This is a genomic window from Gallibacterium genomosp. 1, assembly GCF_000771875.1.
Lineage (GTDB): Bacteria > Pseudomonadota > Gammaproteobacteria > Enterobacterales > Pasteurellaceae > Gallibacterium.
The window spans coordinates 1-23735 of sequence record NZ_JPXX01000010.1 but is presented as its reverse complement, the minus strand read 5'-3'; the positions used below and the strand labels follow the sequence as shown (position 1 = coordinate 23735).

The 23735-nt window shown below is 40.7% G+C and carries 26 protein-coding genes; 18 read left to right on the top strand and 8 right to left on the bottom strand.

What is annotated here, in order from left to right:
- Positions 1 to 61: 61 nt before the first annotated feature.
- Positions 62 to 955, top strand: a complete 894-nt coding sequence (xerD, locus tag JP36_RS03920; protein WP_039172165.1) for a site-specific tyrosine recombinase XerD — start codon at positions 62 to 64, stop codon at positions 953 to 955.
- Positions 956 to 1005: 50 nt separating this feature from the next.
- On the opposite strand, the gene trpS is transcribed toward xerD, so the two are convergent.
- From trpS to srmB, 6 genes are all read right to left on the bottom strand, one after another.
- Positions 1006 to 2004, bottom strand: coding sequence for a tryptophan--tRNA ligase (trpS, locus tag JP36_RS03915; RefSeq protein ID WP_039172163.1), 999 nt, complete (start codon positions 2002 to 2004; stop codon positions 1006 to 1008).
- 15 nt (positions 2005 to 2019) lie between these two features.
- Positions 2020 to 2682 carry a phosphoglycolate phosphatase gene (locus tag JP36_RS03910; RefSeq protein WP_039134974.1) on the bottom strand — a complete coding sequence of 221 codons (663 nt, stop codon included), beginning with the start codon at positions 2680 to 2682 and terminating at the stop codon, positions 2020 to 2022.
- A 12-nt stretch (positions 2683 to 2694) separates the two neighbouring features.
- Positions 2695 to 3369, bottom strand: a complete 675-nt coding sequence (gene rpe, locus JP36_RS03905) for a ribulose-phosphate 3-epimerase (RefSeq protein WP_039134972.1) — start codon at positions 3367 to 3369, stop codon at positions 2695 to 2697.
- 163 nt (positions 3370 to 3532) lie between these two features.
- On the bottom strand, positions 3533 to 4675 hold the full coding sequence (locus JP36_RS03900; protein ID WP_039172161.1) for an N-acetylneuraminate epimerase: 1143 nt from the start codon (positions 4673 to 4675) through the stop codon (positions 3533 to 3535).
- 209 nt (positions 4676 to 4884) lie between these two features.
- Positions 4885 to 6270 (bottom strand): bifunctional UDP-N-acetylglucosamine diphosphorylase/glucosamine-1-phosphate N-acetyltransferase GlmU, encoded by a 1386-nt coding sequence (gene glmU, locus JP36_RS03895; protein WP_039172158.1) that lies wholly within the window; start codon positions 6268 to 6270, stop codon positions 4885 to 4887.
- A gap of 9 nt (positions 6271 to 6279) precedes the next feature.
- Positions 6280 to 7623, bottom strand: a complete 1344-nt coding sequence (gene srmB, locus JP36_RS03890) for an ATP-dependent RNA helicase SrmB (RefSeq protein WP_039172156.1) — start codon at positions 7621 to 7623, stop codon at positions 6280 to 6282.
- Between the two features lie 91 nt (positions 7624 to 7714).
- Here srmB and JP36_RS03885 point away from each other — a divergent pair, with 91 nt between their 5' ends.
- The 10 genes from JP36_RS03885 (at position 7715) to JP36_RS03840 (ending at position 16601) form a co-directional block, all read left to right on the top strand.
- Positions 7715 to 8446: a tRNA1(Val) (adenine(37)-N6)-methyltransferase gene (locus tag JP36_RS03885; RefSeq protein ID WP_026211028.1), complete on the top strand. Its 732-nt coding sequence runs from the start codon at positions 7715 to 7717 to the stop codon at positions 8444 to 8446.
- A 176-nt stretch (positions 8447 to 8622) separates the two neighbouring features.
- Positions 8623 to 9459 carry an efflux RND transporter periplasmic adaptor subunit gene (locus JP36_RS03880; RefSeq protein ID WP_039172154.1) on the top strand — a complete coding sequence of 279 codons (837 nt, stop codon included), beginning with the start codon at positions 8623 to 8625 and terminating at the stop codon, positions 9457 to 9459.
- The gene (locus tag JP36_RS03875; RefSeq protein WP_039172152.1) at positions 9459 to 11180 is read left to right on the top strand and encodes an ATP-binding cassette domain-containing protein; all 1722 of its coding nucleotides are present in this window, start codon (positions 9459 to 9461) and stop codon (positions 11178 to 11180) included. Before JP36_RS03880 ends, JP36_RS03875 begins: the two co-directional genes overlap by 1 nt.
- Entirely contained in the window at positions 11177 to 12283 is a 1107-nt protein-coding gene (locus JP36_RS03870; RefSeq protein WP_039172151.1) for an ABC transporter permease, read from the top strand. The genes JP36_RS03875 and JP36_RS03870 overlap by 4 nt, the downstream gene beginning before the upstream one ends.
- Complete coding sequence (locus JP36_RS03865) at positions 12280 to 13395, top strand: ABC transporter permease (RefSeq protein ID WP_039172147.1); 1116 nt, start codon at positions 12280 to 12282, stop codon at positions 13393 to 13395. Before JP36_RS03870 ends, JP36_RS03865 begins: the two co-directional genes overlap by 4 nt.
- Positions 13396 to 13566: 171 nt before the next feature.
- The gene (locus JP36_RS03860) at positions 13567 to 13818 is read left to right on the top strand and encodes a succinate dehydrogenase assembly factor 2 (RefSeq protein ID WP_039172144.1); all 252 of its coding nucleotides are present in this window, start codon (positions 13567 to 13569) and stop codon (positions 13816 to 13818) included.
- Positions 13819 to 13960: 142 nt separating this feature from the next.
- Positions 13961 to 14536: an RNA polymerase sigma factor RpoE gene (gene rpoE, locus JP36_RS03855; protein WP_039172141.1), complete on the top strand. Its 576-nt coding sequence runs from the start codon at positions 13961 to 13963 to the stop codon at positions 14534 to 14536.
- Between the two features lie 21 nt (positions 14537 to 14557).
- Positions 14558 to 15121: a sigma-E factor negative regulatory protein gene (locus JP36_RS03850; protein WP_039172138.1), complete on the top strand. Its 564-nt coding sequence runs from the start codon at positions 14558 to 14560 to the stop codon at positions 15119 to 15121.
- 95 nt (positions 15122 to 15216) lie between these two features.
- Positions 15217 to 16170 (top strand): MucB/RseB C-terminal domain-containing protein, encoded by a 954-nt coding sequence (locus JP36_RS03845; RefSeq protein WP_013746446.1) that lies wholly within the window; start codon positions 15217 to 15219, stop codon positions 16168 to 16170.
- Complete coding sequence (locus JP36_RS03840; RefSeq protein ID WP_039172130.1) at positions 16167 to 16601, top strand: SoxR reducing system RseC family protein; 435 nt, start codon at positions 16167 to 16169, stop codon at positions 16599 to 16601. Before JP36_RS03845 ends, JP36_RS03840 begins: the two co-directional genes overlap by 4 nt.
- Positions 16602 to 16641: 40 nt before the next feature.
- On the opposite strand, the gene greB is transcribed toward JP36_RS03840, so the two are convergent.
- Both greB and hslR read right to left on the bottom strand, forming a co-directional pair.
- Positions 16642 to 17127 (bottom strand): transcription elongation factor GreB, encoded by a 486-nt coding sequence (greB, locus tag JP36_RS03835; RefSeq protein WP_039172127.1) that lies wholly within the window; start codon positions 17125 to 17127, stop codon positions 16642 to 16644.
- A gap of 3 nt (positions 17128 to 17130) precedes the next feature.
- Positions 17131 to 17538 carry a ribosome-associated heat shock protein Hsp15 gene (gene hslR / locus JP36_RS03830; protein ID WP_039172124.1) on the bottom strand — a complete coding sequence of 136 codons (408 nt, stop codon included), beginning with the start codon at positions 17536 to 17538 and terminating at the stop codon, positions 17131 to 17133.
- A 126-nt stretch (positions 17539 to 17664) separates the two neighbouring features.
- Here hslR and nudE point away from each other — a divergent pair, with 126 nt between their 5' ends.
- The 7 genes from nudE to gnd all read left to right on the top strand — a co-directional run bounded on the left by nudE (position 17665) and on the right by gnd (position 23677).
- Complete coding sequence (nudE, locus tag JP36_RS03825; RefSeq protein WP_039172121.1) at positions 17665 to 18207, top strand: ADP compounds hydrolase NudE; 543 nt, start codon at positions 17665 to 17667, stop codon at positions 18205 to 18207.
- A 10-nt stretch (positions 18208 to 18217) separates the two neighbouring features.
- Positions 18218 to 19021 (top strand): 3'(2'),5'-bisphosphate nucleotidase CysQ, encoded by an 804-nt coding sequence (gene cysQ, locus JP36_RS03820; protein ID WP_039172118.1) that lies wholly within the window; start codon positions 18218 to 18220, stop codon positions 19019 to 19021.
- 183 nt (positions 19022 to 19204) lie between these two features.
- Positions 19205 to 20704: a glucose-6-phosphate dehydrogenase gene (gene zwf / locus JP36_RS03815; protein ID WP_039136953.1), complete on the top strand. Its 1500-nt coding sequence runs from the start codon at positions 19205 to 19207 to the stop codon at positions 20702 to 20704.
- A 2-nt stretch (positions 20705 to 20706) separates the two neighbouring features.
- On the top strand, positions 20707 to 21426 hold the full coding sequence (gene pgl / locus JP36_RS03810; RefSeq protein WP_039136951.1) for a 6-phosphogluconolactonase: 720 nt from the start codon (positions 20707 to 20709) through the stop codon (positions 21424 to 21426).
- Positions 21427 to 21433: 7 nt separating this feature from the next.
- Positions 21434 to 21862 (top strand): nucleotidyltransferase substrate binding protein, encoded by a 429-nt coding sequence (locus tag JP36_RS03805; RefSeq protein ID WP_039142127.1) that lies wholly within the window; start codon positions 21434 to 21436, stop codon positions 21860 to 21862.
- On the top strand, positions 21855 to 22166 hold the full coding sequence (locus JP36_RS03800) for a nucleotidyltransferase family protein (protein WP_039136947.1): 312 nt from the start codon (positions 21855 to 21857) through the stop codon (positions 22164 to 22166). Before JP36_RS03805 ends, JP36_RS03800 begins: the two co-directional genes overlap by 8 nt.
- Before the next feature lie 56 nt (positions 22167 to 22222).
- Positions 22223 to 23677 (top strand): decarboxylating NADP(+)-dependent phosphogluconate dehydrogenase, encoded by a 1455-nt coding sequence (gene gnd, locus JP36_RS03795; RefSeq protein ID WP_039172115.1) that lies wholly within the window; start codon positions 22223 to 22225, stop codon positions 23675 to 23677.
- Positions 23678 to 23735 lie beyond the last annotated feature (58 nt).

The window sequence follows — 23735 nt, the reverse complement described above, 5'->3', positions numbered from 1 at the left end:
GTCCGTTATTATTGACAATTTTCGGCACATTATACCTGATCACATATTAATTAAAACCTAAATGAAAGACAGCACTTTAATCAATCTTTTTCTAGATGATATTTGGCTAAGTAAAAATCTATCACAGAATACTATCGCCAGTTATCGTTCGGATCTTAAATTTCTCAGTGAATGGTTGGAAAAACATCATTTAACTTTGCAACAGGTTCAATATCTTGATTTACAGGCATTTCTTGGTGAGAGATTGGAGAAAGGATATAAAGCAACAAGTTATTCTAGAATGTTGAGTTCAATGCGAAAATTATTCCAATATCTATATCAGGAAAAATATCGTGAAGACAACCCTTGTTCATTACTTTCTTCACCTAAATTACCGTCACGTTTACCAAAGTATTTAACTGAGAGCCAAGTTACAGACCTTTTAAATACACCGGCAACAGAAAATGCATTGGAATTACGGGATAAAGCAATGTTAGAGTTGTTATATGCTACTGGGTTACGAGTAACAGAATTGGTAACATTAACAGTTGACAACATCAATTTGCAACAGGGCGTTGTTCGGGTTATCGGTAAAGCCGATAAAGAACGATTAGTTCCGATGGGCGAAGAGGCTAATTATTGGATACAACAATTTATCCTTTATGGTAGAACAGAATTGTTAGGTGGGCAGAGCAGTGATATTTTATTTCCAAGCCGACAGGGTAAATTGATGACACGACAGACATTTTGGTATCGTATTAAACATTATGCTAGTTTAGCAAATATTGATGCAGATAAATTATCGCCGCACGTTTTGCGGCACGCTTTTGCTACACATTTAGTTAATCACGGTGCCGATCTGCGTGTAGTACAGATGTTATTGGGGCATAGCGATCTTTCTACAACGCAAATTTATACACACGTTGCCAAAGAACGCTTAAAACAGTTACATAGCAAATTCCATCCTCGTGGATAAATGACAGGAAAAATTCAAGGTGCGATCAGCGCACCTTGAAACAGAGAGAATTATTTTACAAAACCTACAGCTTGGTAAACCTTATCCAAGGTTTCTTTTGCTTTTGCTCTTGCTTTTGCTGCACCTTCGTGCAAGATATTATTTAATAATGTTTCATCATTGCGGAAATGGTAATAACGTTCTTGTAATTGAGTTAACATTGCGCTTACTTCATCTGCAACTGCACCTTTTAGATGACCATACATTTTGCCTTCAAATTCAGCTTCCAATTCTGGAATGGACTTTTCAGTAATCGCCGAGAGAATGCTTAATAAATTGGACACGCCTGGTTTATTTTCAACATCAAATTTTACGCGAGGCGGTTCCTCAGAGTCAGTCACTGCGCGTTTGATTTTTTTCGCCACAGCTTTTGGATCTTCTAATAAACCGATCACATTGTTGCGATTGTCATCTGATTTTGACATTTTTTTATTCGGATCAAGCAATGACATCACTCTTGCTCCAGCTTTCGGAATGAAAACTTCCGGAATAGTGAAAATATCACCATAAAGTGCATTGAAACGTTGGGCAATATCACGAGTGATTTCAAGATGTTGCTTTTGGTCATCACCGACAGGCACTTGTTTTGCTTGATATAACAAAATATCTGCTGCCATCAAAACTGGATAAGTAAACAAACCGACGCTGACATTTCCTTCATAACGTGCGGATTTATCTTTAAATTGTGTCATACGCCCCATTTCACCGAAATAGGTGTAACAGTTTAACACCCAAGCTAATTGAGTATGTTCGGGTACGTGAGATTGTACGAAAATTGTGCTTTTATTCGGATCAATACCACAAGCCAAATAAAGTGCCAAAACATCTAAAGTAGCTTTATGTAAAGCTACAGGATCTTGACGAACAGTAATAGCGTGCAAATCTACCACACAGAATAAACATTCATAATCATCCTGCATTTTAACCCATTGGCGTAAAGCACCGAGATAGTTACCAATCGTCAATTCACCGGAAGGCTGAACGCCGCTAAATACAATAGGTTTACTCATTTTCTTTCCTTCATTCTATTCAACAATAGTTAAAATTTGTGCAAAATCACTAAACACCCAATCAGGATGAGAATTAGCAATCGGAATATTATAGTTGTAACCGTAAGTTAACCCGACCACTGAACAGCCGGCGGCACGAGCAGCTAAAATGTCATTTTTAGAATCACCGACAAATAATAATTCTTTAGGCAAAATCCCGAATTTACCACATAGATAAAATAATGGTGCAGGGTGAGGCTTAATTGCTGGTAATGATTGACCGCCCAATGTTTCGGAGAACAGATGCTCAATACCGAATGCTTTCAACACCGGAATGACGTGTTGGGTCGGTTTGTTGGTGACTACCGCTAGAATAAACCCTTTCTGTTTTAATTGTTCTAAAGTCTGTTTTACATTTGGAAATAACTGACTTTTATTACAAATATTTTCACCGTAATAGTAGTTAAAACGGGATTTAATCTGCATTAACTGCTCAGTATTCGGAGAAAAATTTGCCCATTCCAATGCACGTGCTAATAAAATATCTGCGCCATTACCAATCCAAGTTAACACTAACTCTTCATTGGGTGTTGGTAAATTTAATTCCTTTAATGTATTGCTAACGGCTAAAGCGAGATCCGGTAAACTGTTAACCAATGTTCCATCTAGATCAAAACCGATAGCTTTAAATTGACTCATAGTTTTTCCTTATTATTTATGGGCGTGAGCAAGTTGCTCACGCATTGCTTGAATAACCTGTTGATAATCAGGCTGACCGAAAATTGCCGATCCGGCAACAAACATATCCGCACCGGCACGAGCAATTTCAGCGATGTTATCCACTTTAACACCACCATCTACTTCTAAACGAATATCTCGGTTGCTTGAAGTAATGCGTTGACGGGCTTGACGCAATTTATCTAATGCGTGTGGAATAAAAGATTGTCCGCCGAACCCAGGATTAACTGACATAATTAAAATAATGTCAAGTTTATCCATAACGTGATCTAAATAATGTAACGGTGTGGCTGGATTAAAAACTAACCCTGCTTGACAGCCGAGATCTTTGATTAATTGTAATGAGCGATCGATATGTTCACTTGCTTCAGGATGAAATGTGATTGAAGTAGCTCCGGCTTTGGCAAAATCGGGAATTAAACGATCAACCGGCTTCACCATTAAATGCACATCAATAGGAGCGGTAATGCCGTCATCGCGTAAAGCCTGACAAACTGCAGGTCCGAAAGTTAAATTCGGCACATAATGGTTGTCCATCACATCAAAATGGATAACATCAGCTCCGGCAGATAGCACCTTTTTTACATCATCGCCAAGATGAGCAAGATTGGCGGATAAAATAGATGGTGCAATAAGATAAGGTTTCATAGTCAGCTCCCAATAGTCAACTCAATAAACGCAAGTAGTGTACTACTTAATCAGTATTTTTAATAGCGGAAGTTTCTAATTGGTACTATTGAAATAATATGGCAGATACAAAAAAGCACGGCATTTGCCGTGCTGATGTTGATTAACTCAAGAGGAGGGAGGGTTATTCAACGGTGAGTTTTTTGCCGTCAAAGCTTAACTCTTGAACGGAAGTTAATGCTTTACCGCCATCAGTTTCACCACCGATGAGTAGTACTTTGTTACCGTAAGATACGCTGACGCCATAGCCTGCACCTGCCGGTAAGTTGCCGACCACTTTCCATTTGCCTTTATCCAAACTGTAGACTGCGGTTTGATAGGCTTTTTTCAAACCTTGATGAGCAAAGAGTTTGCCTTCTTTGAACTGTTTGGTTGCACCTGGGAAGTTAGCACCGCCGGTGACTAAAAGGTGACCGTTACTATAACCGGCATATGCACCTGCTAAACCGTCTTGTGCTGTGCCTTTTTGCGGTTCAGGTAAGTTAGGTAAATTTTTCCAATCGACAGTGCCGTGTTTATTGAATTTACCTTGCTCTGTTTCTGCTGTTCTTAAGCCCGGTTTGATTTCACCGTTAATTACAGTGAGTACATCGCCGTTTACGGTAACCGCCGCACCGGCACGTCCTGAAAATGGAAGCTGTCCTTCATTACGCCATTTATTGGTTGATGGTTGATAGCTGAAGAATGTGGTATTGAAGAAGTAATCTTGTGGACGTTGATTGAAATAGGCTGCCATTACTGCATCTTTCTTCGCCTGATCATCACCGGCTGCGGTGTAATCTTGGAAATAGCCGTTGAAAATAGAGAGGTTTGAACCGCCGATAACGTAAACTTTATCGCCATAATTTACACCTGTTGCACCGACTAAGCCAAGCGGTGCGCGAGTTGGTAATTTGCTCCAAGTGTTGTCTTGCGGATTGTAGCTATAAGCGTCATTAACAAGTTGTAATTCGCCTTTTTCATTTTTTTGTAAGCCGCCGAAAACATAGAGTTTGCCGTCAACGGCACTGACCACAGGTTGTGAACGGTCACCACCAGGGAATGCGGCGATCTCTTTCCAACCGGCTTTCGCATCTTTCAAATTAAGGGCATAAAACTTATCTGCACCTGAACCTAACCCGACATAAACAGTGTCACCGATTAATGCGCCGCCGCCGCTTTTAATCCCGACCGGAAGATCAGGGTATTGTCCGGCTTGTGCTGCAAAAGCGGCTAATGAAAGACCGGCAACGATCATTGAATGAAGAACGGTTTTTTGTAATTTCATAAGATCACCTCTGAGTTTGTGAATAGACCATTCTAAATACGACACTGAATGGGTTAAAAGATAGACTAATGATAAGACTACTCCATTATATTTGTAAATATGGAGGATACCTTTAATTTTCAGAAGTTTGGACGAGATCACAAAAATAACAAAATGCAGCGTTGTTTTCGCTGCATTTTGTCTAAATTTTAAGCTTTAATGGTGTTTAATTATGCTTTTTTCTTGGTAGGGCGTTGCCAACCTTGGATATGTTTTTGTGGCACACGCGTAATCACCAATTCATTTTCGGCAATATCTTTGGTGATGGTAGAACCGGCACCGATGGTTGCACCATCTGCGACAGAAACCGGTGCAACCAGCTGTACATCGGAACCCACGAAAACGTTATCACCGATCGTGGTTTGGAATTTATTGGCACCGTCATAGTTGCAAGTGATGACACCGGCACCAAGGTTGCAATCTTTACCGATCACGGCATCACCGACATAGGTTAAGTGGTTCACTTTGGAGCCGACACCGACAGTCGCTTTTTTGATTTCCACAAAGTTACCGACGTGAACATTATCCGCCAATACCGCACCCGGACGTAATCGGGAGAATGGCCCGACCTGAGCACCTTTTCCGATAACGGCATCTTCAAAAACGGAATAAGGTTTAATTTCCACATCATCTGCGACTTCAACATTTTTCAATACGCAACCTGCTCCGATTTTGACACGATCACCGAGTTTAACGTTGCCTTCAATAATGACATTAATATCAATTTCGACATCTTTACCGTGGATTAATTCGCCACGAAGATCAAAACGGTTCGGATCCGCTAGCATTACTCCTTCCAATAAAAGGCGTTCCGCATTTTTTTGTTGGTAATAACGCTCCAAGCGAGCCAATTGTAACCGATTGTTGACTCCCTCTACTTCCATTGGATCTTGCGGATGAACGGAAACTACTTTGCAACCGTCGTGGTGTGCCATAGCGATAATGTCAGTGATGTAATACTCTTTTTGAGCATTATTGTTAGTTAATTGTGATAACCATTTTTTCAAATTCTTGCCATCACAAGCGAGTAATCCGGTGTTAATTTCTTGAATTTTTAACTGTTCAGGCGAAGCATCTTTTTGTTCAATTATACCGACAATATTGCCGTCTGCTTGATTGTTTTCTCGTAAAATACGTCCGTAACCGGTTGGATCGTCCAATTTAACGGTTAATAGTGCAATGCCGTTTTCCGGTTTTGCAGCAATTAATTGCTGGATAGTTTCTGCACTGATCAAAGGACCATCACCAAATAACATTACAATGGTTTCGTTATCATTAAAATAAGGTGCTGCCTGTTGCATTGCGTGACCGGTGCCGAGTTGTTGTGCCTGCAATACCCAATTTACTTTTTCGTTGGCAAGACGTTGTTGCAGCAATTCTGCACCGTGTCCATAGACTAAATGGATCTGATTGGCTCCAAGTTTGGCTACGGTATCAATCACGTGTTTAACCATCGGTTTACCGGCGATAGGGTGCAACACCTTCGGCAAATCGGAGTACATACGAGTGCCTTTACCGGCAGCTAAAATCACGACACTAAATGGAAGAGATGACATAAATTCTCCTTACTGTTCAGAATTATTTTGTTGCGCCATACGCAATGCGGTAGGAACTCGACGTTTACCGATATTTTTACTATCACGATGACGTAATTTCACTTTTTTCTTGCTGGTTTGTTCTTTGGCTTGTTGCCGTTTTTGTTTTAAATGGGCTTTCTTTTTCTTGATGACTTTTTTGATTTCATTCACTTTCGGTGCTTTTGTACGAGGCGCAAGATCTTCAATCACTCTGGCTTTCAGAATTTCACCGGTGTAACGGCAAATTTTACCAAGCAAGGGATAATCGTGCGCTTCAACAAAAGAGATCGCACAACCTTTTTTACCGGCACGAGCAGTGCGCCCGATACGGTGCAAATAAACATCGGCATTATAAGGCAGATCGAAATTGAAAACGTGCGATATGTCGTCAATATCAATACCACGAGCAGCCACATTGGTTGCGACCAAAATTGTTACTACGCCATCACGCAATTTCTCAATTGCATTATTGCGTTGTGTTTGTGCCATTTCACCTTCTAAATAGGTGCTACGGATGCCTCGTTTACGCAAAATCTCAGCCAGTTCACGCACTTCTTCACGATGGCGTACGAATACAATACCTCTGCTTACTTTTTCGTCAATAATGACACGAGCCAACAATTTGATTTTGTGTTCTTTGCTGTCGGCGTGGTAATACCATTGTTGAATCTTTTTACGTTCACGGCGGCTCGGTTCTGCATTCACCTCAACCGGATTATCCAATAAACGTTGTGCAAAATTGTTTAACTCTTCGCCTTCAAGTGTGGCGGAGAAGAGCATTGTCTGCTTGCGCCAACGGGTTTCAGCGGCAATACGCTCAGCATCCTGACCGAAGCCCATTTGCAACATTCGATCGGCTTCATCAAAAATTAAGATTTCTACCGCACGACAATCAAAATTTTCTTCCTGAATATACTGGAGCAAACGTCCGGGGGTAGCGATGACCATATCTTGATTTTTATTGAAAATTTCGCCGTGATTTTGATAGGCGACGCCGCCGGTGATGGTGGCAATACTTAAGGAAGTAAATTGTGCTAATTGCTGTGCCTGTTCAGCAACCTGCATTGCCAATTCTCTGGTTGGTGTCAGCACTAAAACGCGTGGTGCGCCCGGTTTACAGCGAGGGAAATCCAATAGATGCTGAATAGCCGGTAATAAAAAAGCAATGGTTTTTCCGGTGCCGGTCGGCGAAGAGCCCAACACATCGTGCCCATCCATTGCCGCAGGGATTGCCTCAATCTGGATAGCAGTTGGACGATTCAAGCCTTTTTTGGCTAATGCTTTGAGCAGCTGTGGATCAAGATCAAATTCATCAAAATTAGAAATGGTCATAAAAATTCTCGAAAATAAAAAATCAGCCTCGAATTATAGCGAAATTTTATTAAAATATCGCTATTCAATCCCGATTAGAGCGATTTTAGCAATGGCGAAAGCAGCCTGTTTTCAATTTAAGCAATTTAAAATTTACCACGACCGCTGTGCAATGAAAGTAGGCACAGACGGGGTTTTGCTTGGCGCGTGGGCAGATGTCGCCGGTGCAAATCGGATCTTGGATTTAGGTTGCGGTACCGGATTGATTGCGTTGATGCTGGCACAAAGAAGTGCGGCGGATTGTCAAATTGTCGGCGTGGAAATTGAAGAAAATGCCTATTGTCAGGCACTTGATAATGTAGCGATTTCACCGTGGTCGGCGCGCGTTACGATTTATCATCAATCGATGCAGCAATTTTGTCGGCAAAGCTCGCAGCGTTTTGATCTTATTGTGGCAAATCCGCCCTATTTTGAAAGTGCCAGCCAGTGTCGGGATCAATCCAGAGAAACCGCGCGTTATGTTGGCGATTTATCCCATTTGGATTGGCTACTCGCTGCCGAAAATTGTTTAAGTGTAAAGGGCAAAATCCAATTTGTGTTGCCGTTTCAAGCAGGTATCTGTTTGCAACAGCAATTGTCGGCAACTTCCTCAAAACTGTGTTGTACGGAGGTTTGTCACGTTATTACCAAAGAGGGAAAAATGCCGCAGAGAATGTTATTAACCTTTGCTTTTTTAGCCAACAAAACATCACCGAAACAGAGCGAATTAACCATTTATGATCAGCAACATTGCTACCATTCGGATGTCATTCCAATGTTTAAACCTTTCTATTTGAAGTTATAAAGAACAGTTTTGCCTGTTAATCAATAGTTTCTTTAGTGATTATCCGCTATATCATTATCATTTAGCACTATTTTCTGTTTAATGTCACAGTTTCAGGACGCAGTGGATGAAGATCCTTGCCGAGAGGAGTATGATCAAACAGTAGACAATGCAACGGAATGGTTAAGGATTGTGCTATGAAAAAAAGTCTTATTTTTTTACTCCTCATTATTATCGGATTAAGCGGTTATTATCTTTTCCAACAACACCAACGACAAGCCGTGAATGAAAGCGAAATTAGGTTGTACGGCAATGTTGATATTCGCGATGTCAACCTTGGTTTTAAAGTTGCCGGTAAAGTTGAACAGCTATTGGTGGATGAAGGCGATCAAGTGAAAGCCGGTGATTTGTTGGCGACATTAGAACAGAAAACCTTTCAGGATGAACTTATTTTAGCTAAAGCCAAATTGGCGGATGCGGAAGCTGCGTTGGTGCAAGCAGAAAAACTTTATCAACGTGTGCAAGGCTTAATCAAGAAAAATGCGGTGTCCGATGCGGACTATGATGATGTGGTAGCATCTCGTGATCGAGCTTTGGCACAAGTGGATATTTCCAAATCATTGGTTTCGATTGCTGAAACGCGTTTGGCGGATACCAAATTGATTGCGCCGAGTGACGGCGTGGTGTTAACCCGAGTGCGAGAAAAAGGCAGCGTGGTGAATGCCGGCTTACCGATCTATTCCATTTCATTACAAAAACCGGTGTGGGTGCGTGCTTATGTGGATGAACCAAATTTGGGCAATCTTTATCAAGGGCAAAAAGTGACTGTCGTTACCGATAGCGGCGCACAATATACCGGGCAGATCGGTTTTATTTCACCTCAAGCGGAATTCACGCCCAAAAATGTGGAAAGCGAACAGTTAAGAACGGAATTGGTTTATCGTTTCAAAGTTATGGTCGAAAACAGTGATAACGGTTTACGCCAAGGTATGCCGGTGACGTTATTGATTGAAAAACAGGCTGAGGATAAATAATGTCACAAGCAATGGTGGTTATCGATAAGGTGACCAAACATTTCAAAGGAATGGATAAACCGGCACTTGATGTTGTATCGGCACAGATTTTTCCCGGCAAAATGACCGGTTTGGTTGGGCCGGACGGTGCAGGTAAAACGACCTTAATTCGTCATATTATCGGTTTAATGCAGGCAGATAGTGGCACGATTACGGTCGATCAACTCAATGTCAATGATGACGCTGAAACCATTCATCAAATCAGTGGTTATATGCCGCAGAAATTTGGTTTGTATGAAGATTTAACGGTTATCGAAAATCTGAATTTATATGCGGATTTGCGTTTAATCAGCGGTGCTTCCAGAAAAGAGAAGTTTGACAAATTGTTGGCTTTTACTGATTTGGCAGCGTTTCAACAGCGTTTAGCCGGTAAGCTTTCCGGCGGAATGAAACAAAAATTGGGTTTGGCGTGTGCATTGGTCGGCGATCCGAAACTGTTATTACTGGATGAACCAAGTGTCGGCGTTGATCCGATTTCACGGCGTGAATTGTGGAAATTGGTGCAAGCGTTAGTACAGCAAGGAATGGCAGTGTTGTGGTCAACCGCTTATTTGGATGAAGCGGAAAAATGCGATAGTGTCATTTTGCTGAATGAAGGCAAAAAATTGTATGACGGTGCGCCACAAGGCTTGTTGGAATCGGTGCAAGGCCGTGTTTTTCAAGTAAGCGATATTCCGGTGGCAGACAGGCGTGCCAGTCTGATTCATTTATTGCAACAACATCAGGTGATGGACGGCATTATTCAAGGCAGTAATTTGCGGATTGTGTTGAAACCGGAAGCGGCAAAACCACAGTTATCGCAAGGTAAGTGGCAGCCCGTTAATCCCTGTTTTGAAGATGCCTTTATTAATCGTTTGGGTGGCGGTCCCGGTGGAAATTCAGCATTGGCAGCGCAGATTGAAGCCAAGCAGGATGATGGCAAACCGGTGATTGATGCGAAAGGATTAACCAAAAAATTCGGCGATTTTGTCGCGGTTAAAGATAATACCTTTTCGATTAAACGTGGTGAGATTTTTGGCTTATTAGGACCGAACGGTGCCGGTAAATCGACCACATTTAAAATGATGTGCGGTTTGTTGCAGCCGACTGCCGGAGAATGTTTCGTTACCGGTTTGAATTTACGTTATGCCACCTCACAGGCACGCAGCAGAATCGGCTATATGGCACAACGTTTTTCACTGTACGGCAATTTAGATGTGTTACAAAATTTACGTTTTTTTGCCGGTTTATATGGCGTTACCGGCAAAGCACAACGTGAACGTATTGAAATGATGATCGATATTTTTGATTTTAAACCTTATTTGAAAATGAATGCCGGCGATTTGCCGTTAGGGTTTAAACAGCGGTTATCACTTGCTTGTGCTGTGATTCATCAGCCGGATATTCTGTTTTTGGATGAGCCGACTTCGGGGGTTGATCCGATTACCAGACGTGAATTTTGGCTGCATATCAATGCGATGGTGGGCAAAGGTGTTACGGTGATGGTCACCACGCATTTTATGGATGAAGCGGAGTATTGTGATCGTATCGGTTTGATTTATCACGGTGAAAATATTGCGACCGGCACACCGGATGAATTAAAGCAGCAGGCAGTGCAGCTGGCGGGCTTGCAGGCACCTACATTGGAAGACGCTTTTATTGCATTGGTGCAGGCGAAGGATCAGGCTAAGGGGGCAATATGAAACGATTGTGGGCGTTAGTTTATAAAGAGATGTTGCAGATTATTCGCGATCCCTCTTCTATTCTGATTGCTTTTGTATTGCCTTTTATTCTGTTGTTTATTTTTGGTTACGGCATCAATTTGGACAGCAACAAAGTCAATATCGGCGTGGTTAATCAATCTTCATCACCATTGGCTACGGAATTAGTTGACGCATTCCGTCATTCACGCTTTTTAGACAGCCGTTTTGCGGATGATCGCCGTGCTTTATATCAGGATTTGATCGCTGGCGATATTAAAGGCATTGTGGTGATTCCGCCGCAATTTAGCCGACAATTATTACAGCAACAACCGGCGCAAATTCAGGTGTTAACCGATGGCTCGCAGCCGAATACAGCAATGTTCGTTAACGGTTATACCAGCGGTGTCATTCAGAATTGGTTACAACAACAAAATACCATTGATGAGGCGAGTGGCGGCATTGGCTTGCAGGAACGTTATCTGTTTAACCCTGAATTAAAAAGCCGTCATTTTTTATTGCCGGGTTCAATGGCGATTACAATGACTTTGATTGGTACATTATTAACAGCCCTAGTGGTTGCACGAGAATGGGAACGTGGCACGATGGAAGCAATGATGGCGACACCGGTAACCATTACTCAAATTTTATTAGGAAAATTAATCCCTTATTATATTTTGGGTATCGGTTCAATGTTGATCTGTTTTTTGGTAACAACGCTTTATTATGATGTGCCGTTTAGAGGATCGCTGTTGGTATTGTTTATTGCCACCTCTGTTTTCCTGATTTGTGCGTTAGGGCAAGGATTGTTGATCTCTTCGCTTTCAAAGGATCAATTTGTTGCTTCACAAATTGCAATTTTATTTGCTTTTTTGCCCGCTTTTATGTTGTCCGGTTTTGTGTTTGAAATCAGCTCAATGCCGTTGCCGATACAGTGGCTGACCTATCTATTTAGCGTGCGTTATTATGTGACTATTTTGCAAACGTTATTTTTATCTGGCAATGTATGGGGATTATTGGCGCAAGCGATCTGCATAATGTTGATTATCGGCATTTTGACTTTTCTTTTTACGAAACGCAAAACACATAAAAGGATCGATGTATGATTTTCAATGGACGTATTTGGGCATTAATCATCAAAGAGTTATTGGCGCTGTTTCGTGATCCGCGTAGCAGATTGGTGTTGATTGGGCCGCCATTGTTGCAACTTTTCCTTTTCTCTTATTCTGCCACATTGGAGGTGAAAAATATTTCTGTGGCGGTCTATAACCAAGATCACGGCGTTTATAGCACCGAAGTGATTCAACGCATTGCAGCTTCACCCACCTTTACCGAGTTGCAATATGTGCAGAGCGAGCAGCAGTTACAACAGCAGTTGGCAAATAAAAACGTGTTGATGGCAATCCAGTTTCCGGCAGATTTCAGTCAAAAACTGTTGTCGGGGCAGGCGGCAAATATTCAGCTGTTGTTAGATGGGAGAAATTCCAATTCGGCACAAATTATCCATAACTATGTAGCGCAAATTATTCTGCAATACAATACCGAATTGGCATTGCAACAGGGTAAACAGGGTTTGCCGGTCGTGGTGTTGACCAGAAATTGGTTCAATGAAAATTTGCAGCACTTGTGGTACACGGTGCCGGCATTGGTCGGTATTTTAGCTGGATTAGTGGCTTTGATGGTTACTGCACTTTCCGTTGCTAGAGAACGAGAGTTGGGAACTTTTGATCAGATCTTGGTTTCACCGCTAACCCCAGCGGAGATTCTGTTAGGGAAGACTATTCCGGCAGTGATGGTCGGTTTAGCGGAAGGACTGATTATTTTTGTATTGGTATTGACCGTTTTCAAAGTGCCGTTTGTAGGATCTTTCTGGTTGTTGTTTGCGGCAATTTTTGTATTTATTTTGGCAATGGTCGGTGTAGGTTTATTTATTTCTGCAATTTCTAAAACACAGCAACAAGCGATTTTGGGTACGTTTATTTTTTTAGTGCCAGCAGTGGCACTTTCTGGTTATGCTTCACCAGTAGAAAATATGCCGAATTGGTTGCAATGGGTGGTGGAAATCAACCCGATTAAGCATTTCTTGATTATTGTAAACGGGCTGTTTTTGAAAGATATGTCCGCTGCATTGGTGTGGATCAACTTGTATCCGATGCTGATTATTGCCGCGTGTACTTTAGTAGTGGCAAGTTGGTTATTTAATCAACGTTTGGAATAATTGGTAGTGTTCAGTGATGTAAAGTTTTATGCAAAAGAGCGAAAAGATAAACTCTATTCCAAATAATCATTTTTGCAAAAATCATAATTCTTTACTAATTCTTCTTCGTTATTCTTGATAAAAATTGATAAGATACAGCTTTGATGATTAACACAATTAAAGAAGCATAAGATGAAACACTATAATAAATTAAGGATTGAATGGGACTGTCGTCGGGGAATGTTGGAACTGGATAAAATGATAATGCCATTTTATAAAAAAGAGTTTGATCATTTATCTGATGAGCAGAAAGACACTTTTTTGGAATTGCTTACCTTTACTGACCCGCAGTTATTCCGATGGTTAATGAATCAAGAAAAAGCACCTACCGATAAATTGCAACAGATGGTGAACTTGATAAAAGTGAAACTGACCGCATCTTGAGAAGCTCTAAAAACTTTTTGTTTAAATTTTTGAACTTTTATTAAATTTTGAACTCTAACAGTTCAATGCATTGCTTGCTGTGTAACTTACAGACCGTTTTGGGAAGCTGTTAGATAAAGATAAAAATGGAGATTTCACTTAGATGAGTGAACAACTAACAGATCAAATTTTGGTGGAAAGAGCGCAGCAAGGCGATAAAAAAGCATTTAATTTGTTGGTTGCACGTTATCAAAATAAAGTCGCTGGATTATTGACTCGTTACGTATCAGCTAATGATATTCCGGATGTTGCTCAAGAAACGTTTATTAAAGCGTATCGTTCTTTGGATACATTCCGCGGTGAGAGTGCTTTTTATACATGGCTTTACCGTATTGCCGTGAATACAGCAAAAAATTACTTGATGACACAAGGGCGTCGTCCACCAACGGAAGATGTTTTGGCGGAAGATGCGGAAAGTTTTGATGCTGGAGCGAAGTTACGTAATATTGATACGCCGGAGCATTTGATTCTATCTGATGAATTGAAAGAGATCGTGTTTAAAACTATCAATGAATTACCAGATGAATTAAAAACCGCGATCACGTTACGAGAACTTGAAGGAATGAGTTACGAAGAGATCGCAGATGTGATGGATTGCCCAGTCGGTACAGTGCGTTCTCGAATTTTTAGAGCAAGAGAATTTATTGAAAATCAATTAGCACCGTTGGTGAAACATTAATTGAATGGAAAGGCGGAAATTATGCAAAATAAAGAACAACTTTCAGCTTATATGGATGGTGAAGACGTAGAACGTGGCTTTGTCGAAAGTCTTTGTCAAGATAAAGTGTTACAGCAGACGTGGTCAACTTTACATATTGCACGTTCAGTGATGCGCAATGAAAGTGAAGTCATACTTGATACTTCTTTTACAGAAAGAATGGCAGTATTAATTGAACAAGAGACAACCGTTCAGTTGCAAGAACAGCCGAAACCAGAAACTGCGGCAATGCCGAAAGTTTCTTTCTGGGCTAAAGCGAAAAAATATGTCGTTCCTGTTGTGCAAACCGCAGTGGCTGCAAGTGTTTGTTTAATCGCTGTGTTTAGCATCCAGAATTTGAATAAAGGTTCTGAAACAGAAACTACCGTTTCTCCAGCGTTACAAACTTTGCCGTTTACACAATCGGTTCAAGAAGTTAGCTATAATGTTTCGCATAAAAATGTGCCGAGCAAAGAACAGTTGGAACAGCAAAATAAACGTTTAAATGAAATTTTGCAGAATTACCAATTACAACGTCGTTTATATTCTGACTTAAAATCTGAATAAAAATTTCCGAAATTTCCCGACATCACCACCATTTTGGTGGTGATGTTGTTTTATAATAGGCATCTTGATTTACGCCATAGGCACAGGTTTATTATATGTTTAAGAAGTTATTCCTCACCTCAGTGTTCTGGATTGCTAACAGCTTCGCTACTGCATATGCCTCCTCACCGATTGATCAAATTATTGCTGATCTGAACCACATGAAAACCGCATTTCAGCAGCAAAATTACACAATGTTGTTTACTTATGGTGAGGATAATCTTCATTTTTCATTGAACTATCGACACGCATATGCCGACCATAAACATTATGCACAGCTGCTTTATTTAGATGGACCTAGAACAGAAATTTGGCAGCGTGATAATACAATCAGTTATTTTTCTGCTAATTATGCGCCGTTTAGTATTCGCAGTGATAAAATTATTGATTCATTACCAAATATTGTTTATAGCGATTTCAAGCAGTTAGCACAGTATTACGATTTCGTACCGTTAGGTAAGGACAGAATCGCTAATCGTATAGCCAATGTGATTAAACTAATGCCGAAAGATGAATTTCGCTATGCTTATACGATCTGGATTGATGAGCAAAACAGCCTGCCATTGCGAGGAGAAATTGTTGATCGTAGCGGCAATGCGTTATCGCAGTTTAAAGTGATTGATCTTTCTATGTTGGAAGATACAACAAGTTTAACTGAATCGGCGGATAAAATGATTCAGCCACCGGCAATTACCATATATAGCCCGAATACCACCGACTATAACTGGAAACCGTCGTGGTTGCCGAAAGGTTTTAAATTGGTGAAATTTCATTCTGATGGGTTATCGCCATCTATCCAAACACAGCTTTATAGTGACGGTTTATTCTCTTTCTCGCTCTATCTATTGGAACAGAAAGATATGCCGATTAATGAATCGTGGCGACAAGGTGTAGAAACGCTTTATACCGAAGTGGTCAATGGTAAAACCGTGGTGTTGGTCGGCGAAATTCCATTAACAACGGCACGTCGAATTGTGCAGGACATTGAGTTTAAACAGGATAACAAATGATTACAGAAAAAGCGGTGGTAATTGCTTATCAATCAGGTGAAGTGACAGTTGAGTGTCAAGCAAATCAAGCGTGCGGCGGTTGTGCATCCAAAGCAAGTTGCGGTACAGCGGCACTGAGTGAATTAACCGGAAAATCAAGCCGTTATCTTTTTACTTTCCCTTGCTCCAGACCGATGAGGATCGGGGAAACGGTGGAAATCGGGCTGCCGGAACAATCCTTACTGAAATTAGCGTTTATTGCTTATACCATCCCATTATTTGTGTTAATTTTCAGTGTGTTATTGGGAAATTATCTGTTTGTTGAAGAGTGGCAGAATATCGTTTTTACATCAGCGATGACCGTACTGGCATTTGTGATCGTAAAATTATTGAACCACCATTTGCAGCGACAGAAAAAATACCAACCGATTTTAATTGAGCGGATTATTTAAATCTTGAAAAGAAAATGAAAGCTAACTAGAAAGCGGAAAATTAGATTCCGCTTTTGTCATACCAAATCTTATTTACATAGAAAATTATTTTTCCGGATGGGGTATCGACTTTCACTTCATCATCAATGCTTTTGCCGATTAAGGCACGTGCTACGGGAGAGTCTATAGAGATCCAGTTTTTCGCTGGATCGAATTCATCACAACCAACAATGCGGTACTGTTTTAAATCACCGTTTTCAGTTTCCAATTCTACCCACGCACCGAAAAAGATTTTTCCCTCTTGGTGAGGATGATAATCAACGATTTGCAGCACTTCCAAACGTTTGGTGAGAAAACGGACACGGCGATCGATTTCTCTTAAACGTCGTTTTCCATAAATGTATTCTGCATTTTCACTGCGATCACCCAATGCTGCTGCATCAGAAACCGCCTGTGTTACTTGTGGACGCTCCACTTTCCATAAATATTTCAACTCTTGATCCAGCGTATTCCAGCCAGTACGAGTAATATAGTTTGATTTTGCCATAAATTATTGTTGATATTTGAATTTTAATAAATCACGACGCTCTTTTTTATTTGGACGACGCTCCGGATTCGGCATTGATAAGGCATTCGCTTTCCTTGCCCACGCCAACTGTTCTCGTCTTTTAATGCTCTCTTCCGTTTCCTGATAAAGTTGTTGTGCCAGTGGAGCAGCCTTGCGTAGATTGGAGAGTGCTAACACCTGTACCTCTTTTTCGTCATTACCTTGACGTAATTTGATCATTGCGCCTATTTCTACTTCTTTGCTTGGTTTAGTGCGTTGCCCGTTGTAATGTACTTTACCACCGTCAACCATTTCACGGGCTAAAGTACGGGTTTTATAAAAACGTGCTGCCCACAACCATTTGTCAAGGCGATAATTTTCCTGTTCCTGTTGATGTTTATCTTTTGCCATAATCAATAAAAATTAGTTGTCTAAGCGTTCGAATAATTCGGTTAAGTATGGTATCGTTACTATCGTTTTTTGTAAAACAAAGCACAGTAATTATGACAACAAAAAAGTGCGGAGGTGAATTTTTTTATGAAAAAACCGGAAATTTTGGCAATTAATACAGCCGCTAAATCGCGACTTTTTGAAATTCAAGCAGTGGATTTACGTTTTTCTAATGGTGAGTTGCGGACTTATGAGCGTTTTAAGCCCTCGACACGCAGTGCAGTGATGATTTTAGCAATTGATGCCCAACAAAATCTATTATTGACTTATGAATATGCAGTCGGAACGGATCAGTATGAACTTGGTTTTCCGAAAGGGTTGATGGAACTCGGTGAAACGCCACAACAGAGTGCGAATCGTGAATTGCAGGAAGAGATTGGTTTTAAAGCGGAATGTTTGACTTTATTACGCACCTTAATTTCATCTCCTGGTTATATGAATAACCCAATGCATATTTTATTGGCAGAGTCATTATCACCAAGTAAATTAGAGGGCGATGAACCTGAGCCATTGCAACTGGTACGTTATCCTTTAGCAAATATTGATCAATTGATTGAAGATCCGAATTTTAATGAGGCAAGAAATTTAGCAGCATTGTTCTTGCTGAAAAAATATCTGACACAACGTTAATGAGGTTGAAATGAAAACATTAACCACTTTGTTGGAACAGGCATTAACTATTGCCTATCAGGCAGGCGAACAGCTAACAGCGTTTTATCATCAGAATGTCCATATTAAAATCAAAGCTGATCAAACGCCTGTAACGGAGGCGGATATTGCGGTAAGTCGGTTTTTAGTCAAGGCGTTAAGTGAATTAGAGCCGACTATTCCGGTGTTATCAGAAGAAAATTGCGCCATTCCGTTAGCGGATCGTCAACAATGGCAGCGTTATTGGTTGATTGACCCGTTAGACGGCACGCAACAGTTTATCGATCGCACCGATCAATTTTCCGTATTGATCGCTTTGGTGGAAAATCACCAACCTGTTATCGGTATTATTCACGCACCGGTGTTGGCACAGACCTTTTATGCGGTAAAAGGCGAAGGTGCATTTTTCGTGGAAAACGGGCAAAAAACAGGCTTATTGTATCAAAAGCAGTTTGATAGAGAACAACCAATTAAGATTGCAGTTGGTAGAAGTGCTAATCAACAAAAAATGTTATCTCTATTAAATCCAGCGTTTCAATATCAATTTATCACTTACGGTTCTAGCGGTTTGAAAAGTACTTTGGTAGCGCGCCAACAGTGTGATTGCTATATTCGTTTGGGTGATACCGGTGAATGGGATACTGCTGCAGCACAGGTGATTTTGCAGGAGAGTGGTGGTGATATTTTTACGATACAACATCAACCGTTGAGTTATAACCGGCGAGAAACATTTGTTAACCCACATTTTATAGTGGTTGGTAACCGTAATTGGGATTGGCATAAGATCCTTTTGTAATCGGGTTATCGCTACTTTAGGTAAAACCGATTAGCGTTATCTTAATTCACGGCGGTAGAATGTACCTCATTTAGCAGAGGTGTAACCTCTTTCATAGCAGGGCAATTTATATATTGCCTGTAATGTAAATTGAAACATCCATAATATGGACAGCAGTAAAAATAAGTTGTAGGAATAAAAAGTATGCAAAAACCAGATAATAATACCATTGTTATTTTTGGAGCTTCCGGTGATTTGACTCACCGTAAACTGATTCCAGCGTTATACCAACTCTTTGAAAATGAAAAGCTATCTGAAGATTTTGCCATTTTAGGCGTAAGTCGCACAGAATTCAGCGATCAGGCGTTTCGCGATAAATTGCGTCAAAGTCTAATTGATAATGAAAAAGTGAACGAAGGCATTTTAGAAGTCTTTTTACAACATATCTATTATCAAGCAATTGATACTAAAAATGTCAATGATTATGCCAAAATTAAAAACCGTTTAGACGATATTAATGCACGTCATCACTGTCAAGATAATGTGCTTTATTATCTTTCTACACCACCAAGCTTATATGGTGTGATTCCTGAATGTTTAGCGGCACACGGTTTGAATGATGAAGCGAAAGGTTGGAAACGTTTAATTGTTGAAAAACCGTTCGGTTATGATTTGAACTCATCTATCGAATTGGATGATAAAATTCACCGCTCTTTTGCAGAACACCAAATTTATCGTATCGACCACTATTTAGGTAAAGAAACGGTACAAAATCTATTAGTGTTGCGTTTCTCGAACGGATTATTTGAACCGCTTTGGAACCGAAATTATATCGATTATGTGGAGATCACAGGTGCGGAAGCATTGGGTGTGGAAGAGCGTGGCGGCTATTATGACGGTTCGGGAGCAATGCGAGATATGTTTCAAAACCATTTATTACAGGTGTTGTCATTGGTGGCGATGGAAAGTCCGGCGGTCATTAATGCAAAATCAATGCGTGATGAAGTGGTAAAAGTGTTGCAAAGTTTACACCCATTAACTGCGGAAACTATCGAAGAGAATTTAGTGCTTGGTCAGTATACTCGTTCAAAAGTAAGAGGTATGGAATTACCGGGATATCGTGAAGAGAAAGGCGTTGATCCACAATCTCGTACGGAAACTTATATAGCATTGCGTTTGAATATTGATAACTGGCGTTGGAGTGGCGTGCCATTCTATGTCCGTAGCGGTAAAAGAATGCCGACTCGTGTTACAGAGATCGTGATTCATTTCAAGAAAACACCACATCCGGTGTTTAATATGAATGCACCGGAAAATAAATTAATTATTCGTATTCAACCGGATGAAGGCATTGTGATGAGCTTTGGTTTAAAACAGCCGGGTTCAGGTTTCAAAGCGAAAGAAGTCGCGATGGATTTCCATTATGATTCAATTGCAGAAGGGCATTTATTCTCTGCCTATGAACGTTTATTATTGGATGCCTTAAATGGTGATGCAACGCTATTTACTCGTAGTGATGCGGTACAGGCTGCGTGGAAATTCGTTCAACCTATTTTAGATTATAAAGCTGGTAATCCTAAAATTCACGGTTATGCTTGTGGCACTTGGGGGCCTGAAGCGGCAAATAAATTAATGAGTCGTAGCAATCGTGAATGGCGTTTCCCGTGTAAAAACTTAACTGATACTAACTATTGTGAGTTATAAAAATGAATTATAAGATTTTTCCGACTGCCCAAGCGGTAGTCGAGCAGATTGCTCGGGAATTTAAACGTTACAGCCAATTAGGTAAAGCTGTGCATATCTCGCTTTCTGGTGGTAGTACCCCTAAATTGTTGTTTCAGACATTAGCAAAAGCACCTTATAGCCAAGAGATTCAATGGCAAAATCTACATTTTTGGTGGGGAGATGATCGAATGGTTGATCCGAGCGATGTCGAAAGTAATTATGGTGAAGTGCAACGTTTATTATTCGATCATATTGTCATTCCGGCTGAAAATATTCATCGTATTTATGGGGAATTAACACCGCAACAGGCGTTGGAAAAGTTCAAGCAGGATTTGCAACAGATCGAAGATAAACAAAATGGAATGCCGGTATTTGACTGGATTATTTTAGGAATGGGAGCGGATGGACACACTGCGTCGCTGTTTCCAAATGCGACTGATTTTTCAGATTCGCATTGGGCTGTAATTGCACAACATCCAGAAAGTGGGCAGTATCGTGTTTCCAAAACGGCAGCTTTAATTGAGAATGCTAAACGGGTGACCTATTTGGTGACCGGTGCGGCTAAAGCAGAAATCTTAAAAGAGATCGACACCACGCCGGCGGAAGATCTGCCTTATCCGGCAGCCAGAATTAAAGCGAAGTACGGCATAACGGAATGGTATTTAGATCAGGATGCGGCACAGTTGTTGTCTAAAAAATAGGTAAAATATGGAACGGCTTGATCTTTCGGCATTAGAGAATGCATTTACTTCTTTAGCATTAACCATTGCAAAATTGGCGGATAAACAGTGGTTTACACAGCAGGATGCGATTGTTCAGGATACCTTAATTGCCGGTGCGATTCAGAAATTTGAATTTGTCTATGAACTCAGTATCAAAATGATGAAGCGCCAGTTGAAATTGCTTGCCGCTGTGCCGGAAGAGATTGATAGCAGCGATTTCCGAGATATTTTGCGTTTAAGTGCCAGAGCAGGGTTGATTGATACGGTCGAAGATTGGTTGTTATATCGCAAAATGCGCAATGTCACCTCTCATACTTATGATCAGGACAAAGCGCAGCAGATTTATCAACAAATTTCCGACTTTTTACAATCAGCACAATTTTTACTTAATCAACTGAAGCAACATAATGTGTAAGCTTGACATCCAACCACAACATTTTGAGATCGTAAAACAGATTTTACGTACTTACTTGCCGGATTACGAAGTGCGAGCATTCGGTTCGAGAGTAAAGCAAACCGCAACCACATTTTCTGATTTGGATTTGGCGGTAATGAGTGAGAAAGCGCTTTCATTAAGGCAATTATGTGAAGTGGAACAGGCATTTAGCGACAGCGATTTGCCTTGGAAAGTGGATGTAGTGGACTGGGCGACCACTACGCCGGCGTTTCAAGCGATTATTATGCAGAAGTCGATCGTGATTCAGCAAAAGCCGGCATAATTTAGTGATTTAACTATTTAGGTGATCTGTTTCACCTCATTTAACAGGAGAAAAATATGAGCCAAAAAGGTGATATCGGCGTTATCGGTTTAGCGGTAATGGGGCAAAATTTAATTTTGAATATGAATGACCACGGTTTTAAAGTAGTGGCGTATAACCGTACTACTTCAAAAGTGGATGAATTTTTACAAGGAGCAGCCAAAGGCACGAATATTATCGGTGCTTATTCATTGCAAGATTTAGTCGATAAACTTGAAAAACCACGTAAAGTGATGTTAATGGTGCGTGCTGGTGAAGTGGTGGATAAATTTATCGATAGCCTAGTGCCATATTTGGAACAAGGCGACATTATTATTGATGGCGGTAACTCAAACTATCCAGACACCAACCGCCGTGTTGCAGCATTAAGAGAAAAAGGTATCCGTTTTGTCGGTGCAGGCGTTTCAGGTGGTGAAGAAGGTGCAAGACGAGGTCCATCTATTATGCCGGGTGGAAATGAAGAAGCGTGGCCATATGTAAAACCGATTCTACAAGCGATTGCTGCTAAAACACCGGCTGGCGAGCCTTGCTGTGATTGGGTTGGAAAAGATGGTGCCGGTCATTTTGTAAAAATGGTACACAATGGTATTGAATATGGTGATATGCAATTAATCTGTGAAGCATATCAATTTTTAAAAGAGGGCTTAGGATTAAGTTATGATGAAATGCAAGCCATCTTTACAGAATGGAAAAAAACAGAATTAAACAGCTATTTGATCGATATCACTGCTGATATTCTTGGTTACAAGGACACTGATGGTCAGCCGCTAGTCGAAAAAATTCTTGATACTGCTGGACAGAAGGGAACAGGTAAATGGACGGGTATTAATGCATTAGATCTTGGCATTCCATTAACTTTAATTAGCGAAGCGGTTTTTGCACGTTGTGTTTCTTCTTTCAAAGAACAGCGTTTAGCGGCAGCCAAACTTTTCAATAACAAAATTGAAGTGGTTAGCGGTGATAAAAAAGCGTGGATTGAGGCAGTACGTCAAGCATTATTGGCATCAAAAATCATCTCTTATGCACAAGGTTTTATGTTAATTCGTGAAGCTTCTGAAACTTATCATTGGGATCTTAACTATGGTAACACCGCATTATTATGGCGTGAAGGTTGTATTATCCGCAGTGCATTCTTAGGTAATATTCGAGATGCTTACGAAAATAATCCTGATCTTGTATTCTTAGGCTCAGATCCATATTTCAACAATATTTTGAAAGATTGTTTGCCTTCTTGGCGTAAAGTGGTGGCAAAAGCGATTGAAATCGGGTTACCAATGCCTTGTATGGCATCTGCTCTTACTTTCTTAGACGGTTATACCACAGCTCGTCTTCCAGCAAACTTGCTACAAGCACAACGTGACTATTTTGGCGCACATACTTACGAACGTACTGATAAACCTCGTGGAGAATTTTTCCACACTAACTGGACTGGTCACGGTGGTAATACTGCATCAACTACATATGATGTTTAATTAGTAGCTTGATTAGATTTTTAGCTAAACCCTGCCTATATGATCTGCACCCCAAAAG